This window comes from Pseudomonas sp. Teo4, from assembly GCF_034387475.1.
In the GTDB taxonomy this organism is placed as follows: Bacteria; Pseudomonadota; Gammaproteobacteria; order Pseudomonadales; family Pseudomonadaceae; genus Aquipseudomonas.
Genome location: NZ_JAXCIL010000001.1, coordinates 1,206,910 through 1,223,625 on the forward strand (window position 1 = coordinate 1,206,910; position 16,716 = coordinate 1,223,625).

The following is a 16,716-nucleotide window of genomic DNA, read 5'->3' on the forward strand; positions in this document are numbered from 1 at the left end:
TCTTAGCGCATCACGAATGGGTCGGGCATCGGCGCGGTGGACAGGTTGATCCACACGGTCTTCAGCTCGGTATAGGCCAGCACCGAATCGATGCCGCTCTCACGGCCGTAGCCGCTGTTCTTGAAGCCACCGATCGGCGCCATGGCCGACACGGCGCGGTAGGTGTTGACCCAGATGATGCCGGAACGCACGTCGCGGGCTAGGCGATGGGCGCGGCCCAGGTCGCGGGTCCAGATGCCGGCCGCCAGGCCGAACTGCGAGTCGTTGGCGATTGCCAGGGCCTCTTCCTCGGTCTTGAAGCGGATTACCGCGGCGACCGGGCCGAACACTTCTTCCTGCATGATGGTCATCGAGTTGCTGTCGCACTCGAACAGGGTCGGTTCGTAGAACCAGCCGTCACCTTCAACTTCGGCACGCTTGCCACCCATGTGCAACTTGGCGCCTTCGGCTTTGGCCGCAGCCACCAGGCCTTCGACCACGGCCAGTTGCTGGGCGGTGGCCATCGGGCCCATTTCGCTGGCGTCGTCTTGCGGGTTGCCGATGCGAATACGCTTGGCGCGGGCGATCAGGCGCTCGACGAATTCGTCGAAGATCTCGTCCTGCACCAGCAGGCGCGAGCCTGCCACGCAGCTTTGCCCGGAGGCGGCGTAGATGCCGGCCACGGCGCCGTTGATGGCGCTGTCCAGGTCGGCGTCGGCGAAGATGATGTTCGGCGACTTGCCACCCAGCTCCAGCGACAGCTTGGCGAAGTTCTCGGCGCTGCTGCGCACCACATGGCGTGCGGTGGCGGCGCCGCCGGTGAAGGCGATCTTGCGCACCAGCGGGTGGCGGGTAAGTGCCGCGCCGGTGCTTGGGCCAAAGCCTGTGACCACGTTGACCACACCCGCCGGGAAGCCGGCTTCAAGCGCCAGGCGAGCCAGCTCGAGAATGGTCGCCGAAGCGTGCTCGGACGGCTTGAGCACGATGGTGTTGCCGGCGGCCAGGGCCGGGGCCAGTTTGATGGCGGTCAGGTACAGCGGGCTGTTCCACGGGATGATCCCGGCCACCACGCCGATGGGCTCGTGCACGGTGTAGGCGAACAGGTCGGGCTTGTCCAGCGGCAGGGTGCCGCCTTCGAGCTTGTCAGCCAGGCCTGCGGTGTAGTGGAAGAACTCCGGCAGGTAGCCGACCTGGCCACGGGTTTCGCGGATCAGCTTGCCGTTGTCACGGCTCTCCAGCTGGGCGAGGTGTTCTTTGTTTTCGGCAATCAGGTCGCCGAGGCGGCGCAGCAATTTGCCCCGGGCGGTGGCGGTGAGGCCGCGCCAGGCTTTGCTGTCGAAGGCGCGCTGGGCGGCCTGCACGGCCAGTTCGACATCGGCTTCATCGGCGTCGGGCAGTTGCGCCCAGGCCTTGGCGGTGGCCGGGTCGAGGCTGTCGAAGGTCTTGCCGCTCTGGGCATCGAGCCATTGGCCGTCGATGCACATCTGGAAACGAACGAGGGTCATGCAACAATCCCCTTGGCGGATTCGGTAAGGGTGCGGGCTTGCGCGAGGAAGTCCAGCAGCATCTTGTTGACTTCACGGGGCGCTTCAACCGGCATCATATGCCGTTGTTCGGCGAGCACCACGCTTTGCGCGCCGGGAATGCGCGCGGCGAGCTGGCGGGTCATGGCCGGGGTGGAGCCCGCGTCGAGTTCACCGGTGGCGATCAGCGTCGGCACCTGGATACTGCCCAGGTCGTCTGCGCGATACATGTCCTGGGTGGCGAACAGCGCGTAAGTGGTGTGATAGCCCTGCGGGTCGTTGCTCGCCAGCACTTGGCGGATGGCGGCGACCTGCGCGGGGTTGGCGGCTTTGTATTCGCGGCTGAACCAGCGGTCGAGCGCGGCGTCGACGTTGGCGTCCGGGCCGAGCTCCGCAGCCTGGGCGGCACGGGCGATGACGCCGGCGCTCTGCTCGGGGGTGCGGTTGAACACGCTGTTGAGCACCACCAGCGCGGCTAGGCGCTGCGGGTGGTTGAGGGCGAAGGCGCGAGCCACCAGGCCGCCCATGGAGAAGCCGATCACGGTGGCTTGGGGAATCTGCAGATGGTCGAGCAGTTCGGCCAGTTGGGCGGCGTAGCCTTCCAGGCCGATGTCGGTGGCGGGCAGGGCGCTCTGGCCGTGGCCGAGCATGTCATAGGCGATGACACGGTAGTCGTTGGCCAGGCCCACGAATTGCCCGCCCCACATTTCTTTGTTCAGGCCCACGCCGTGGATCAGCACCACGGGTTGGCCCTGGCCTTGAACCAGGTAGCTGGTCCCGGCCGGTGTACGTTCAGCGACAGGCTGAATCATGGAGGGCGCTCCTTGAAGGTCGGGCGTGGCGCTTGCACGCAACGCCCCGGCCCGTCTGGTTGTTGTTATTGAGCGTTGGCTTTTTCGGCAGCCAGTTCTTCCAGGTCGATGTAGCGGTTGCCAATGCGTGGGTGCAGGCGGCCGCCATCGGAAGCACCCAGGACCACGACGATTTCATCGGCGCGCGGGGCGTCTTCGATCTGCATTTCCAGGGTGATGTAGTGCGAACGCAGGCCTTCGTCGTCCTTTTGCATCATCGGGATCTGGATCGAGGTGCCTGGGCCGCCGCGCTTGTTGGTGAAGCTCAGGTAGCTCTTGGCCTGCACGGCTTCGCGGTAGTGGTTGCCGAAGCGCAGGGTGTGGATCACGGCGGAGGCGTGCTCGATTTCGCCGTCGGCGCCGACCACGGCAGCCTTGCCGTAGGCTTCGATCTTGTCCGCACCGCCGATGGCGGCGGTCAGGCGCTCGACCATCAGTGCGCCCAGGTCGGAACAGTTGGCACGGATTTCCGGCTTCAGATCTTCAACGAAACCGCGACCGGCCCATGGGTTCTTGATCACGACGGCCAGGCCGACCATGGTCACCGGCTTGTCGGTGGCTTTGCCGCCTTCGATGCGGGTCTCTTCGGAGTAGGTGACGATCTTGCGGATTTCGAAACTCATGGGGGGCTCCTGGTGAGGGTTATCAGCTCTTGTTGTCTGATGGTATACCATAATATTTGTTGTGCAAGAGGTGCCTGAAAATTTCTCTGGTCAGGGGACGAAAGGTGGGCTGATGCATGTCTTGAGTGGTGGTCATGAGATCGAGCGCCGCCCGCGCGGCGCATCGCGAGCAAGGCTCGCTCCTACGTTTGTTACGGCCAATAACGCCTGTGACAGACGCGCGCGACCGCTTTGGCGCATGGCGCGATATCGAGTCGTACAAACAAGGCGGTCGCGCGCGTTTCCCACAGGCATAACTGGCCCGAAACAAACGTAGGAGCGAGCCTTGCTCGCGATGCGCCGCGCGGGCGGCGCTCGATCTCAACGCCACTGCAAATACCCCGGCGAACCCCAAAAAAATACCCGCTCACGCGGGCCTCAACGGCCCACGGGAGCGGGCTCATCCCGCAACAATTTCAGGCAATGGGAATTCAGGCGAACGCCGGCACCACTTCCTTGATGAACAGCTCGAGCGACTTCTTCTTCTCGGCGTGGGGCAGGCTGTTGTCGCACCAGAAGCTGAACTCGTCGACGCCCAGTTCCTGGTAGTACTTGATCCGCGCGATGATCTCTTCCGGCGTGCCGATCATGGTGTTCTTGCGAATGTTCTCCAGCTCGAACGCCGGCACTTCGGCGAACTTCGATTCCGGGCTTGGCTCAAGGAAACCGTTGACCGGGGTGGTCTTGTTGCCGAACCAGGCGTCGAACGTGCGGTAGAAGCGCGAAATGGCCTGGGCGCCGACCTTCCAGCCTTCAGGCTCCGACGGGCTGTGCACGTGGGTGTGACGCAACACCATCAGTTGCGGGCGTGGCACCTCGGGGTTGTTGTCCAGCGCTGCCTGGAACTTGTTCTTCAGGTCCAGCACTTCTTCGTCGCCCTTCATCAGCGGGGTGACCATGACGTTGCAGCCGTTGGCCACGGCGAAGTTGTGCGAGTCCGGGTCGCGGGCGGCGATCCACATCGGCGGCGTGGCGTTGAACGGTTTCGGCACGCTGGTGGAGGTGGGGAATTTGTAGACTTCGCCGTCATGGGCGTAGTCACCCTCCCACAGCTTACGCACCACCGGCACCATCTCGCGCAGTGCCTTGCCGCCATCAGTGGCCGGCATGCCACCCGCCATGCGGTCGAATTCGAACTGGTAGGCGCCACGGGCCAGGCCCACTTCCATGCGGCCATTGCTGATCACATCGAGCAGGGCGCATTCACCGGCCACGCGAATCGGGTTCCAGAACGGCGCGATGATGGTGCCGGCGCCCAGGCGGATCTTTTCGGTGCGCGCGGCGAGGTACGCCAGCAGCGGCATCGGGCTTGGCGAAATGGTGTATTCCATGGCGTGGTGTTCGCCGATCCACACGGTGCTGAAACCGCCGTTCTCGGCCATCAGGGTCAGTTCGGTCAGGTCTTCGAACAGCTGGCGGTGGCTGACCTGTTCATCCCAACGTTCCATGTGCACGAACAACGAAAATTTCATGGGGCTTTCCTCGGAGCTTTAAGGTGTCGCCTGGCGCGCCAGGCGTCATTAATGACGATAGGCGTCTCAGGCGAAGGCGGGCAGGCTGGCCATCTTGCCGCGGCAGTAGACCATCGGCCGTGGAGCCTCTTCGGGGACGATCAGGTTGTGCACCTTGCCGACCATGATGGCGTGGTCGCCACCTTCGTATTCACGCCACAGTTCGCATTCGATGACGGCGGTGGCGCCAGCCAGAATCGGGTTGCCCAGCTCGCTCAGGGTCCACTCGATACCGGCGGCCTTGTCCTTGCCTTTCTTGGCGAACGCGTAGGCTTCAGCCTGCTGCTCGCCGGAGAGCAGGTGGATGGCGAAACGCTTGTTGCGCATCAGCACGGGGTAGGAGTCGGAGCTGTAGTTGGGGCAGAACAGCACCAGCGGCGGGTCCATGGACAGGGACGAGAATGCGCTGGCAGTGAGGCCGACGATCGAGCCGTCGTCGTCCAGGGTGGTGATGACCGTGACGCCGGACGGGAAGGAGCCCAGGACGTTCTTGTAGACGGTTGCGTCGATCATGTCGTGTACCTCAGAAGGGCTGCGGTGGTCCGCGGTTTTTATCGTTGATGTGTCTGATGGTATACCGTAATACTCGATTTGCAAGCGGAATTTTGCAACGCGGCAAAATCACGATGAATGGCGCAAGGCCGCATGAACAGTGGGTTTGAGAAAAATCTAAAGGCTCAAGCCTGGTTGCTGAACCGGATCAGTTGAAGATTTTTAAGCCGCATCAGTGTTGTCAAAAGTTTGGAATACCATAATATGGTCCGCAGCTGAGAGGCCGCCCCGAGCGGTTTCCTTACAAAGATAAAAACGACCTTTCGAGCTGAAATCCTATGTCCCAACCGTCGTCGCAACACCAGTTTGTCGAGAATCACACGGTCGATTACGTTCCACCTGCCGAGCGCCATGGGAAGGCGCGTGACCTGTTCACCCTCTGGTTCAGTACCAACATCGCGCCACTGCCCATCGTTACCGGCGCCATGGTGGTCCAGGTGTTCCACCTGAACCTGGTGTGGGGGCTGTTCGCCATCGTGCTGGGTCATCTTCTGGGGGGCGTGGTACTCGCCCTGGCCTCTGCGCAGGGACCGCAGCTGGGCATTCCACAGATGGTCCAGAGCCGTGGCCAGTTTGGCCGTTACGGCGCCTTGCTGATCGTGTTCTTCACCGCGCTCATCTATGTCGGCTTCTTCATTTCCAACATCGTGCTGGCGGGCAAGTCGATCCACGGCATCGCCCCCGGCGTGCCGATGCCCACCGCCATCATCATCGGTGCCCTGAGCGCCACGGCCATTGGCGTGATCGGCTACCGCTTCATCCATACCCTTAACCGCATCGGTACCTGGGTGATGGGTTCGGCGTTGCTGGCAGGCTTCATCATGATGTTCGCCCAGGAACTGCCGGCCGACTTCTTCAGCCGCGGTGCGTTCAACCTGTCGGGCTTCGTTGCCACCGTTTCGCTGGGCACCATCTGGCAGATCAGCTTCTCGCCGTACACCTCCGACTATTCGCGCTACCTGCCCAAGGAAGTCGGTATCGCCAAGCCATTCTGGGCCACGTATTTCGGCGCCACCCTGGGCACCATCCTGTGCTTCAGCTTTGGTGCGGTGGCAGTGCTGTGCGTGCCAGAAGGCACCGATGCCATGGACGCGGTCAAACAAGCCACCGGCTGGTTGGGTCCGATTCTGATGGTGCTGTTCCTGCTCAACATCATCAGCCACAACGCGCTCAACTTGTATGGCGCTGTGCTGTCGATCGTCACCGCCATCCAGACCTTCGTCGCCCAGTGGACCCCAAGCATCAAGGTGCGGGTGATTCTGGCTGCGGTGATTCTGCTGAGCTGCGGCCTGGTAGCCTTGAATGCTTCGGCGGGCTTCATCGGCCAGTTCATCGGCCTGATCCTGGCGTTGCTGCTGGTACTGGTGCCGTGGGCCTCGATCAACCTGATCGACTTCTACCTGATCAAGAAGGGCCAGTACGACATCGCCTCGATCTTCCGCGCCGACGGCGGAATTTACGGGCGCGTCAACCACCACGCGATCATCGCCTACGCCTGCGGGATTCTGGTGCAGCTGCCGTTCGCCAACACGTCACTGTATGTCGGGCCGTACTCGAACATCGTCGAAGGGGCTGACCTGTCGTGGCTGTTCGGCTTGCTGGTGACGGTGCCGCTGTACTACTGCCTGGCGACCCGTGGCAAGGAAGAGAAAGCGGGGCGGGCTGTTGGTGTGAATGACTGACGCCACCGTCTAGATAGAGCGATGGCGCTGCCCGCAAAGGCAGCGCCATCGTTGTTTCAGGGGTACCGATTACAGCGCGTAGTGCTTGAGCTCCCGCGCAATGAGCATCCGCTGAATCTCGCTGGAGCCTTCGTAGATCTGCGTGATACGCGCATCGCGGTAATGCCGCTCTACCGGGTAGTCCTCCAGGTAGCCATAGCCGCCATGCACCTGGATCGCCATCGAGCACACCCGCTCGGCCATTTCCGAGGCGAACAGCTTGGCCTGGGAAGCCTCCGACAGGCACGGCTTGCCGGCGCTGCGCAGGCGTGCGGCATGCAGGATCAACAAGCGTGCGGCGTTGATCTGCACCTGCATGTCGGCCAGCAGATTGGCGATGCTCTGGTGCTCGTTGATCGGCTTGCCGAACTGCACGCGGTCGCGGGAATAGGCCAGGGCGGCCTCGAATGCGGCGCGGGCGATGCCTAAGGCTTGAGCAGCAATGCCAATGCGCCCGCCTTCCAGGTTCGACAGGGCGATGGCCAGGCCCTTGCCGCGCTCGCCGAGGATGTTGGCGGCCGGGATGCGGCAGTTGTCGAGGGTGACCGCGCAGGTGTCGGAGGCGCGGATGCCCATTTTGTGTTCGCTGCGATCCACCTTGAAGCCCGGGTTGTCGGTGGGCACCAAAAACGCCGACAGGCCTTTCTTGCCCAGCTCCGGGTCGGTCACCGCGAAGACGATGGCAAGCTTCGCCCGACGTGCGTTGCTGACGAACTGCTTGGCGCCGTTGATCACCCATTCGCCGTTCACCAGCTCGGCGCGGGTGCGCAGGTTGTGCGCTTCCGAGCCGGCTTGCGGCTCGGTCAGGCAGAAGCAGCCAATCACTTCGCCGCTGGCCAGGCGTGGCAGCCAGGCCTGCTGTTGCTCGGGCGTGCCATAGGCCAGCAGTGGGCCGCAGCCAACCGAGTTGTGGATGCTCATCATCGCCCCGGTGGCGCCGCAGCCGGCGGCGATTTCTTCGACGGCCAAGGCATAGGCGACATAGTCGGTGTAGCTGCCGCCGAAGTCCTCGGGCACCACCATGCCGAGCAGGCCCAGCTCGCCCATCTTCTTCACCACGCCGTCATCGATCCAGCCGGCCTTTTCCCAGGCCTGGGCGTGGGGTGCGATCTCGCCGCGGGCGAAGTCCCGGGCCATGTCGCGGATCATGATCTGCTCTTCGCTCAGTTCCAGGTCTTGCATGTGCGTACTCCCAGGCTCACAGGCCTTCGAAGAATTGGTCGACGCGCTGGCGGCTCAGCCCAGACAGGGTCGGCGGGTTCCAGCGTGGCTGTTTGTCCTTGTCGACGATCAGGGCGCGTACGCCTTCGATGATATCGCCGTGGGCGAACCATTGTCGGTCCAGATGCAGCTCCATGGCGAAGCAGTCTTCCAGCGCCAGGCGGCGACCACGGCGCAGCATCTCCAGGGTCACCGCCATGGCCAGCGGCGAGCGGCTTTCCAGCAGGTCGGCGGTTGTCATGGCCCATTGGCGGCTGTCACCGATGCTGACCGCACGCAGTTGCTCGATGATGGCTGGCAGGTCGGGCAGGGCGAAGTAGTGGTCGATGACCGGGCGCAGCTTTTCCAGCGGCGCGTCGTCCAGCACCTGGGTGCCGAGGGTGGCCAGCAGGTTCTGCAGGTCCTTGAGCGGGTACTCGCCGAAGCTGATGCGATCCAGGCCCTGGTCCAGGGTGGTCAGCGCGTCACTGGACAGGTACCAGTCGGCCAGCCCGCAGTAGAGCGCATCGGCGGCCTGGATCTGTACGCCGCTCACGCCCAGGTAGATACCCAGTTCACCGGGAATGCGTGGCAGGAAGTAGCTGCCGCCTACATCAGGGAAGTAACCGATGCCCACCTCGGGCATGCCTAAGCGGCTGCGCTCGGTGACGATGCGCAGGTCCGCGCCCTGGGCCAGGCCCATGCCGCCGCCGAGGGTAAAACCGTCCATCAATACCAGCACTGGTTTGCGGTAGCGATGGATGAGCTGGTCGAGGGCGTATTCCTCGACGAAGAAGTCTTCGTGCAGCGTGTCGCCGGCCTTGTAGCTGTCATGCAGCGACCGGATATCGCCACCGGCGCAGAAGCCCTTGGGGCCTTCGCCACGCAGCACCACGGCCTTGACCTGCGCATCGTCGGCCCAGCGGTCGAAGTGCTGGCGCAGGCTGCGCACCATGTCCAGGGTCAGGGCATTGAGGCCGGCAGGGCGGTTGAGGGTAAGGTGGCCAATCTGGTTGCGAACCTCGGCCAAGACATGATCCGTTGCCGAGATGTGAGCATGCGCGGTCATCGCGTTCTCCCTGCTTTGTTATTGATTTTCCAAGTGAAGTCTGGAGTGCGCTGGAGTGTCGCAGGATCGTGGCATGCGAATTTACCGTGCACAATCGGCAAATCTGCAGGGGTGTCCTGCATTTTTGCCTTATGCGCGCCTTCCGGACAGGTAATGCCACTTTAACGCGGTGTCGCGACCGGGCAAGCGTTGCCTGCCCGGATGTTCAACGGAGGGAGGGTCAGGCGGTTGCCAGTTCGGCTGGCAAGTGCTCGCGGCGAATGCTCGCCAGGGGAATGGCTACCAGCAACAAGGTCAGCACCACGGTCACCCCAATACCCCAAGCGGCCAGGCTGAAGCCGCCCAGCGAGATCAAGCCGCCGGAAATCGCCGGCCCCACGGCCAGGCCCAAGCTCAGGAAGCTGCTTGCCGCCGCGACGATACGGCCCTCGCGGTCAAGTGCGGCGGCCAGGCCGGTGAGGTAGCTAAGCGCATAGAAGTAGGTGATGCAGATGGTCATCACGCCGACGGTGTACATGGTCTTGGAATGCTCGCCCAGCACATAGCACAGGCTGGTCGCGCCGGTCAGCAGAATGGCCAGGATCACTGGGGTGCTGAGGCCGAAGCGCTTGCCGATCATGGCCGCCAGCAGCGGGCCGATCAGGCCGACGAAGGACTGGAACGACAGCAACACGCCCAACTCGTCACCGCTGTAGCCGACCATGGTGCCGATGCGCTCGACGAACGCCCAGCCCATGGTGTCGCGGGCCTGGAACACGAACATGGCCAGCATCATGCAGATGGCCGGCAGGCTCAGCAGCACATTGTTCGAGCCTTTGTGGGTCGCCAGTGTCACTTCGACCACCGGGGCGCGTTGCTCCATCACAGGAATCGCCAGCAGCATCACCGCCATGGTGGCGGCCATCGCGTAGTACAGGCCGGCCAGGCCAAACAGTGCCATGACCTTGGCGTAGCCGAGCATGACCACGATCATCAGCAGCACCGAGAGGATGTTCATGTGCCCGGCGATGCGGTCGGGCTGCTTGGCACTGGCCACACAGGCGTTACCACAGGCCAGCGCCAGGCCGGCACCGACCCCGGCCACGCAGCGCACGGCGCCCAGGGCATAGAGGTCGGTCATGTGGGCGCTGACCAGGTTGGCGGCTACCGCCAGCAGGGTGCCGCCCAGCGCCAGGGTACGGCGCGGAGCGCGGCCCATGAAGGGCGATACCAGCAGGGAGGCGAGCATGGTGAAGATGAACTCGGCCGACATCAGCAGCCCGGCCTGGGCTTCGTTCAGCTTGAGGTCATTGATGATCGCGCTGATCAGGAACGGTAGCGCCCAAAGGCCGAGCAGGCCCACGCCATAGGCGGAGGCTGCAGCGGAGAACACCAGACTCCAGCTTTCGGGCAAGGCATTGCGTATTGTTTTTTTCATCGGGGTGATCCCTGGTTGGCAAGCATGGCATTACAAAAAAGCGCGCCAGTATGGCGCGCTCGTGGGTTAAAGGCTTACTGCTGCAGACTTTCGTCGACAGGCGTACCGTCGTCGTACTGCGACAGCCAGGTGACCATCGCGTCGCGGTAACGGGTGAAACCCTTGTAATCGACCAGTTCCTGGTCCAGGTCGCGGATCACCCGGTGCATGCGTTTGGCCCACTGCGGCGCGGCCTCGGCCAGCTCCTTGAGGCTGACCAGGTAGGTGCGTACCGGGAACAGCACGGCGTTGCTGCGTGGCAGGCGGTGCAGTGGCTGCAACTCGATGCGCAGGTTGACCAAGTCGCCGGCGTTTTCCGCCGTCACGGTGGTGCGGTCCGGTGCCCAGTCCGGCAGGGTTTCGGCCGAGGTTTCCAGGCGCGGATTGACGGTGATCGACCAGTTGGTGCGGCGCACCGGGTGGCCGGGGCGCAGGCGCAGCAGGAACTTCAGTGCCCGCTGCAGAATGCCCATTTCATGCAGCTTCGGCACCGGGCCGTGGAACTCCATGAAGCTCATGCCCAGGTTGAAGCGCAGCGAGTAGTCGGCGCGCTGGGTGGCCATGCCGGCACCCATCACCAGGGTTTCGTCACGCTCTTCGAGCAGGATGAACTCGCCCTGGGCCTGACGGGTGATGTACTCCATCGGCTCCATCGGCAGGGTACTGGCGTCGCCGAAGGTGAAGGTCTGGTCGATCTGCAGTGGGCGGTTGACCCAGTGCCACTGGCTGCCGTTCTTCTCCAGGGTGAAATGCTCGGGGAAGTCCCGCGAGTAGGACTCCATCAGCAGCTCCAGCAGGTCCCACTGCGCTTCCATCATGTGCGGCAGCGCGGCGTAGTGAACGCCCGGCTGGCTGTCGAGGGTCTGGGCACGGTGGTGGCACTCGGAGATGTAGTGCTCATCGATGTCGAACTGGGCCCGCAGGGCGCCGTTGCCGAACGGTACATGGGGCTCGACGTTCATCGAGTACATGTACTGGTCTTCCGGGTACGGGAAGGGCAGGCGCAGGATAGCCTCGGGGCTGTTGCTGTAGGTGTAGTCGTCGGAATAGGTTTCGATCGGCTTGAACACGGTCATGGCTTTTGTTCTCGTCTCAGAGGTCTACGACCAGGCGGCTGCAGGTGGCGCGGGATACGCACGGCATGAATTTGCGTTTGCTCAGCTTGTCTTCCTCGCTGAGCCAGTCGTCGCGGTGGTCCAGTTCACCGTCGAGGTCCAGCACTTCGGTTTCGCAGTAGCCACAGGCACCGCCACGGCACAGGTAAGGCACCTTGTAGCCAGCCTGTTCGGCGGCTTCGAGCAGCGACTGGTCCGGCGGCACGTCGATGGTCACGCCCTGGCGGGCCAGGGTGACGCTGAACGGCTGGCCGGTGGAGCCTTGCTCGGTGAAGCGTTCGAAGTGAATGTGGCTGTCGGTCCAGCCCAGGGCGTGGGCGCTGTCGACGGTGTCGTCGATCATGCTGTCCGGGCCGCACACATAAACGTGGCTGCCCAGCGGGCGCTCGGTGAGGATGGTGCGGATGTCCATGCGCGCGTCCTGGCCTTGCACATACAGGTGCACACGGGCGCCATAGCGGGCTTGCAGCTCAAGGCCCAAGGCGGTGTGCTCCGGGCCACGCACGGCCAGGTGCAGCTCGAAGTCGGCCTGCTTGGTGTGCAGTTCCTCCATCTGCGAGTACACCGGGGTGATGCCCACGCCGCCGGCAATGAACACATGCTGGCGAGCATGCTTGGCCAGCGGGAACAGGTTGGCCGGCTGCAGAATCTGCAGCATGGCGCCTTCGGCCACGCAGTCATGCATATGGCGCGAGCCGCCACGGCCGTCTTCGACCCGGCGTACGGCGATCTGGTAGGCGCTGGAGTCGTAGGGCGAACCCATCAGCGAATAGGCGTTGCGGTGGGTCTTGTCACCGTCTTCCATCACCACCACCACGTGGCTGCCACCGGAGAAGGCCGGCAGGTGCTTGCCGCTCGGGTCCACCAGGGTGAAGCGCTTGATTTCCGGGGTGAGGGTCTCGACGCGCGCAACCTGCACGCTGAGGGTTCCGTTGTGGGTGTTCATGTATCGAGCTCCTCGGCAGGTGGCAGTTCGCCTGGCACTTCGCCGTCGGCCTTGATGCCCTGGAAGGCCGCCAGGCGGCGGGAATAGTGGTCGCGCACCACCAGGTTCAGCTGGCAGCCGGGGCAGGTGAACACGCGCTGGGTGACGTTCTCGGTGTAGGTGTCGCAGTGGGCGCACCACACGCGGCGCACCAAGGTGCCGCTGTGCTCGCGCAGCACTTCGTCGCGGTTCAGGTCCACCGCGTTGGCAGCTTGCATGGTGGTGCCGATGAAGCTTTCCGAACCGCTGATGTACAGGCGGGTGCCCATGTGCGCGGTGCCCAGCAGGCGGCGCAGGCCTTCGATCAGTGCGTGGTTGCTGTCGAACACTTGCAGGTCGCCGACCTGTTCGTCACGCAGTGCGGCCAGATGGTTGTGCCCGGAGAACGACTCGGTGGAATAGAGCAGGGTGCTGGCCTGGCGCTGGGCGGGCGTCATGTCGCCGATCAGGCGCAGCATGGCGGTGCCGCCGCTGCCTTGGCCAACGATCAGGTGGCGCAGGCCGCCTGCCATCGGTTGCAAGCGGTCGTAGACCGGACGGCTTTTGATGCCGGTGATAAGCATGGTGACTCACCTCGTTCAGGCGTGGCTGCGGCAGGAACTGCCTTAAGCCATATTACCTATTGTTTTATATGTATTATTGCGAATGAAAATGTCTGCCAGTCAGTTCGATTGGGACCGCTTTGCGGTCCATCGCAGGCTGCGCCAGCTCCTACAAATGAAGTGCATGCCTCTCAAACCGTGGGAGCTGGCGAAGCCTGCGATAGGCTGCAGAGCAGCCTCATCACACTCAATGCTTGAACATCACGTGGCGCACGCAGGTGTAGTCCTCCAGTCCATACATGGACATGTCCTTGCCATAACCGGACTGTTTCATGCCGCCATGGGGCATTTCGCTCACCAGCATGAAGTGGGTGTTGACCCAGGTGCAGCCGTATTGCAGGCGCGAAGCCAGGCGGGTGGCGCGGCCGACGTCGCGGGTCCACACCGACGAGGCCAGGCCGTAGTCGGAGTCGTTGGCATAGGCCAGGGCCTGGGCTTCGTCGCTGAACGGGGTGATGCTGACCACCGGGCCGAACACTTCGCGCTGGACGATCTCGTCGTCCTGACGCGCGTCGGCCAGCACGGTCGGCTCGAAGAAGTAACCGGGGCCAGGCACGCGGTTGCCGCCGGTGATGACGCGAATGTGCGGCTGGGCCTTGGCGCGCTCGACAAAACCTTCCACACGCTCCAGGTGGTCGCGGGTGATCAGTGGGCCCAGTTCGGTTTCCGGGTCGTCCTGCAAGCCATGACGAATGCTGCCTACGGCCTGGCCGAGCTTCTGCACGAATGCTTCATAGACGCCTTGCTGCACGTACAGGCGGCAAGCGGCGGTGCAGTCCTGGCCGGCGTTGTAGAAGCCAAAGGCGCGGATGCCTTCGACCGCGGCATCGATGTCGGCATCGTCAAAGATCAGTACCGGGGCCTTGCCACCCAGCTCCATGTGGGTGCGCTTCACGCTGCTGGCGGTGTTGGCGACGATGCGCGCGCCGGTGGCCACGGAGCCTGTCAGCGACACCAGGCGGACTTTGGGGTGGGTCACCAGCGGTTCGCCGACGCTCGGGCCCTTGCCGAACAGGATGTTCACCACACCAGCAGGGAACAGCTCATTGATGATTTCGGCCAGTTTCAGGGCGGTCAGCGGGGTTTGTTCGGACGGCTTGAGCACCACACAGTTGCCGGCCGCCAGGGCAGGGGCGAGCTTCCAGGCCACCATCATCAGCGGGTAGTTCCACGGTGCGATGGAGGCGATCACGCCCAGCGGGTCGCGGCGGATCATCGAGGTGTGGCCGGGCAGGTATTCGCCACCGGCCGAGCCGTTCATGCAGCGGCTGGCACCGGCAAAGAAGCGGAACACGTCGGCAACGGCCGGGATTTCGTCGTTAAGTGCGGCCTGGTAGGGCTTGCCGCAGTTCTGCGACTCCAGGTAGGCGAACACTTCGGCCTCGTCCTCGATGCGCTCGGCCAGCTTGAGCAGCAGCGCGGCGCGGTCCTTGGGCGGGGTTTGCGACCAGGCATCGAACGCCTGATCGGCTGCCTGGACGGCAGCATCCACCTGGGCGCTGCTGGCTTCGTTGAGGGTGATCAGCACCTCGCCCAGGGAAGGGTTGTACACAGCATGGCTGGCGCCCTCACCGGCGATCAGCTGGCCGTTGATCAGTAGATTCGTTTGCATGGCGGTTCCCTTGAGGGGTTTTATCGTTGTGGTACAAGCCGTAAACATATGAAAACATATCTTAATGTTTGATGTTTGCCAACCGCCTTGGCGATAATAGGTCGTCCACCCCAGGAAAACGGGTGAGCAGAGGCGTGCAGCGACCGTATCAGCCACCGCCCAATCTCTATAAGATACGGAACTGAACGTTTAACCCGATGCCTCAGGGCCTGGTTGAACACACTGAATAGGGAGAGTCAATTGAGTGCCCTGAATACTGCCCGCAGCACCGCGTTCATTCGCCTGCGCCAGGAAGGCCGTACCGACGAAGTGGCGCGGCGGCTGGTGGAGGCCATCGAATTGGGGCTGTTCACCGAAGGCCAACAACTGCCCAGCGAAAGCGAGCTGGCACTGCAATTGGGCGTGGCCACCGTCACCCTGCGCGAAGCGCTGGTCGTTTTGCGCCAGCGCGGGCTGATCGAAACCCGTCGCGGGCGCAATGGCGGTAGCTTCGTCTGTGCGCCGGTGGAATTGCCCGAGCCGCTGTTGCTCAGCCGCCTGCGTGAAATGAGCGGCCCCGACCTGCGCGACCTTGGCGATGAGCAGATGGCGATTTCCGGCACTGCCGCGCGCCTTGCCGCCCAGCGCAGCTCCCGCGAACAGCAGGCGCGTATCGCCCAGCATATCGAGTCGCTCAAGCAGGCCACCACACGGCTGGCCAGGCACCGCGCCGATGCGCGCTTCCATATCGAAGTGGCGGCGGCGGCTCAGTCGTTGCGCCTGACCCACGCCGAGATGCGCCTGCAGTCGGAAGTCGGCGAGCTGCTATGGATGGAGGCTGCTGGCGGCGGCGAGGTCAGCGTGATCGAGCAGGAGCACCGGGCGATTCTCGACGCCCTGGTCAACGGTGATGCGGTACTGGCCGGTGCGCTGGCCGAGGCCCATGTCAGTCGCGGTATCAAGCGCCTGATGGCGCTGCGTCTGGAACTGCTGGCCGGTGGCGAAGGCCAGGCCTGAATCGGCGCCAAGACGCCTTGATAAAAACAACGTACAAAAATACCTGCGTGAGGAAATGCCATGTCTACCGCGATCGATAGCGACCCTCTGATGCTGTGTGCCCAGCAGCTCAACAGCACGGTGGGCACCATCTTCGGCCAGGTGCGGCAACTGGTGGATGTCGCGGTCGAGCAGTGGACGCGGGTGCTGGCCGAAGGCCGCCAGCCGGCGTCCAAGGACCTGGCCTTGCTGCGCCCGGCCATCGACGAGCAGCTGTTGGCCACCGGTGCGTTCGGCTGTGGCGGCGGGGTGATTGTCGAGCCCGGTTGCCTGGCTGACCGCGAGATGCATCTGGAATGGTGGTACCTGGCCGACGGCGGCAAGACCCTGCCGCTGCGCCCGAACTTCGACCGGCGCCGGGAAAATTTCTACGACTACACCAACATGCCTTGGTACGCGCGCCCGCGCGACTCGCTCAACAGCAGCGTGGAGGGCCCTTACGTGGACCTCTACGGCACCAACATGTACGTGTTGACGTTCACCATGCCGATCATCGTCGAAGGGCGCTTCATTGGCGTTGCCGGGCTCGACCTGTCGCTGCACAACCTCGAGAAGATGCTGGTGTGCAGCCTGATGCGCCTGGATAACGAAGCTGTGTTGATCAGCGCCGATGGCCGCATCATCGCTGCCAATACCGCCAATTGGATGGTCGGCGACCTCGCTCCGAAACTGCTCGACCCCACCCCGTTGAACGGCGTGCGCCTGGTGCTGGAAGAACCCGAGGCCGGCTGGTCGTTGATCCGCTTGCCATCACCACGGCGTTGAGCGGCCGGGCATCGTTAACCTGAGCGTAACGATCACGCGCCCAGCTTGATTGATCGGGCAGCTGGCCCGGCCCTACTG

At 63.6% G+C, this 16,716-nt stretch carries 15 protein-coding genes; 3 read left to right on the top strand and 12 right to left on the bottom strand.

Annotated elements, in window-relative coordinates; translation table 11 throughout:
- Positions 1 to 2 precede the first annotated feature (2 nt).
- The 5 genes from PspTeo4_RS05730 to PspTeo4_RS05750 form a co-directional block, all read right to left on the bottom strand.
- Positions 3 to 1,484 (bottom strand): aldehyde dehydrogenase, encoded by a 1,482-nt coding sequence (locus PspTeo4_RS05730; RefSeq protein WP_322362775.1) that lies wholly within the window; start codon positions 1,482 to 1,484, stop codon positions 3 to 5.
- Complete coding sequence (locus PspTeo4_RS05735) at positions 1,481 to 2,314, bottom strand: alpha/beta fold hydrolase (protein WP_322362776.1); 834 nt, start codon at positions 2,312 to 2,314, stop codon at positions 1,481 to 1,483. The genes PspTeo4_RS05730 and PspTeo4_RS05735 overlap by 4 nt, the downstream gene beginning before the upstream one ends.
- Before the next feature lie 65 nt (positions 2,315 to 2,379).
- A complete protein-coding gene (locus PspTeo4_RS05740) occupies positions 2,380 to 2,976 on the bottom strand; it encodes an amino acid synthesis family protein (RefSeq protein WP_003258678.1) in 597 nt (198 codons plus the stop codon).
- Positions 2,977 to 3,446: 470 nt separating this feature from the next.
- Positions 3,447 to 4,487, bottom strand: coding sequence for an LLM class flavin-dependent oxidoreductase (locus PspTeo4_RS05745; protein WP_322362777.1), 1,041 nt, complete (start codon positions 4,485 to 4,487; stop codon positions 3,447 to 3,449).
- Positions 4,488 to 4,553: 66 nt separating this feature from the next.
- Positions 4,554 to 5,039 carry a flavin reductase family protein gene (locus tag PspTeo4_RS05750; RefSeq protein ID WP_322362778.1) on the bottom strand — a complete coding sequence of 162 codons (486 nt, stop codon included), beginning with the start codon at positions 5,037 to 5,039 and terminating at the stop codon, positions 4,554 to 4,556.
- Between the two features lie 317 nt (positions 5,040 to 5,356).
- Here PspTeo4_RS05750 and PspTeo4_RS05755 point away from each other — a divergent pair, with 317 nt between their 5' ends.
- On the top strand, positions 5,357 to 6,760 hold the full coding sequence (locus PspTeo4_RS05755) for a purine-cytosine permease family protein (RefSeq protein ID WP_322362779.1): 1,404 nt from the start codon (positions 5,357 to 5,359) through the stop codon (positions 6,758 to 6,760).
- A gap of 69 nt (positions 6,761 to 6,829) precedes the next feature.
- Here PspTeo4_RS05755 and PspTeo4_RS05760 read toward each other — a convergent pair whose 3' ends face one another.
- From PspTeo4_RS05760 to PspTeo4_RS05790, 7 genes are all read right to left on the bottom strand, one after another.
- Complete coding sequence (locus tag PspTeo4_RS05760) at positions 6,830 to 7,981, bottom strand: acyl-CoA dehydrogenase family protein (RefSeq protein ID WP_322362780.1); 1,152 nt, start codon at positions 7,979 to 7,981, stop codon at positions 6,830 to 6,832.
- Between the two features lie 16 nt (positions 7,982 to 7,997).
- Positions 7,998 to 9,068, bottom strand: coding sequence for an enoyl-CoA hydratase/isomerase family protein (locus PspTeo4_RS05765; protein ID WP_322362781.1), 1,071 nt, complete (start codon positions 9,066 to 9,068; stop codon positions 7,998 to 8,000).
- Positions 9,069 to 9,288: 220 nt separating this feature from the next.
- On the bottom strand, positions 9,289 to 10,485 hold the full coding sequence (locus PspTeo4_RS05770; protein ID WP_322362782.1) for an MFS transporter: 1,197 nt from the start codon (positions 10,483 to 10,485) through the stop codon (positions 9,289 to 9,291).
- A gap of 74 nt (positions 10,486 to 10,559) precedes the next feature.
- Entirely contained in the window at positions 10,560 to 11,600 is a 1,041-nt protein-coding gene (locus PspTeo4_RS05775) for a DUF3445 domain-containing protein (RefSeq protein ID WP_322362783.1), read from the bottom strand.
- Positions 11,601 to 11,616: 16 nt separating this feature from the next.
- Complete coding sequence (locus PspTeo4_RS05780; RefSeq protein WP_322362784.1) at positions 11,617 to 12,585, bottom strand: PDR/VanB family oxidoreductase; 969 nt, start codon at positions 12,583 to 12,585, stop codon at positions 11,617 to 11,619.
- Positions 12,582 to 13,187: a dimethylamine monooxygenase subunit DmmA family protein gene (locus PspTeo4_RS05785; RefSeq protein ID WP_322362785.1), complete on the bottom strand. Its 606-nt coding sequence runs from the start codon at positions 13,185 to 13,187 to the stop codon at positions 12,582 to 12,584. The genes PspTeo4_RS05780 and PspTeo4_RS05785 overlap by 4 nt, the downstream gene beginning before the upstream one ends.
- 226 nt (positions 13,188 to 13,413) lie before the next feature.
- Positions 13,414 to 14,838 (bottom strand): gamma-aminobutyraldehyde dehydrogenase, encoded by a 1,425-nt coding sequence (locus PspTeo4_RS05790; RefSeq protein WP_322362786.1) that lies wholly within the window; start codon positions 14,836 to 14,838, stop codon positions 13,414 to 13,416.
- Between the two features lie 240 nt (positions 14,839 to 15,078).
- Here PspTeo4_RS05790 and PspTeo4_RS05795 point away from each other — a divergent pair, with 240 nt between their 5' ends.
- Positions 15,079 to 15,834 carry a FadR/GntR family transcriptional regulator gene (locus PspTeo4_RS05795; protein WP_322362787.1) on the top strand — a complete coding sequence of 252 codons (756 nt, stop codon included), beginning with the start codon at positions 15,079 to 15,081 and terminating at the stop codon, positions 15,832 to 15,834.
- A gap of 60 nt (positions 15,835 to 15,894) precedes the next feature.
- A complete protein-coding gene (locus PspTeo4_RS05800) occupies positions 15,895 to 16,638 on the top strand; it encodes a cache domain-containing protein (protein WP_322362788.1) in 744 nt (247 codons plus the stop codon).
- Positions 16,639 to 16,716 lie beyond the last annotated feature (78 nt).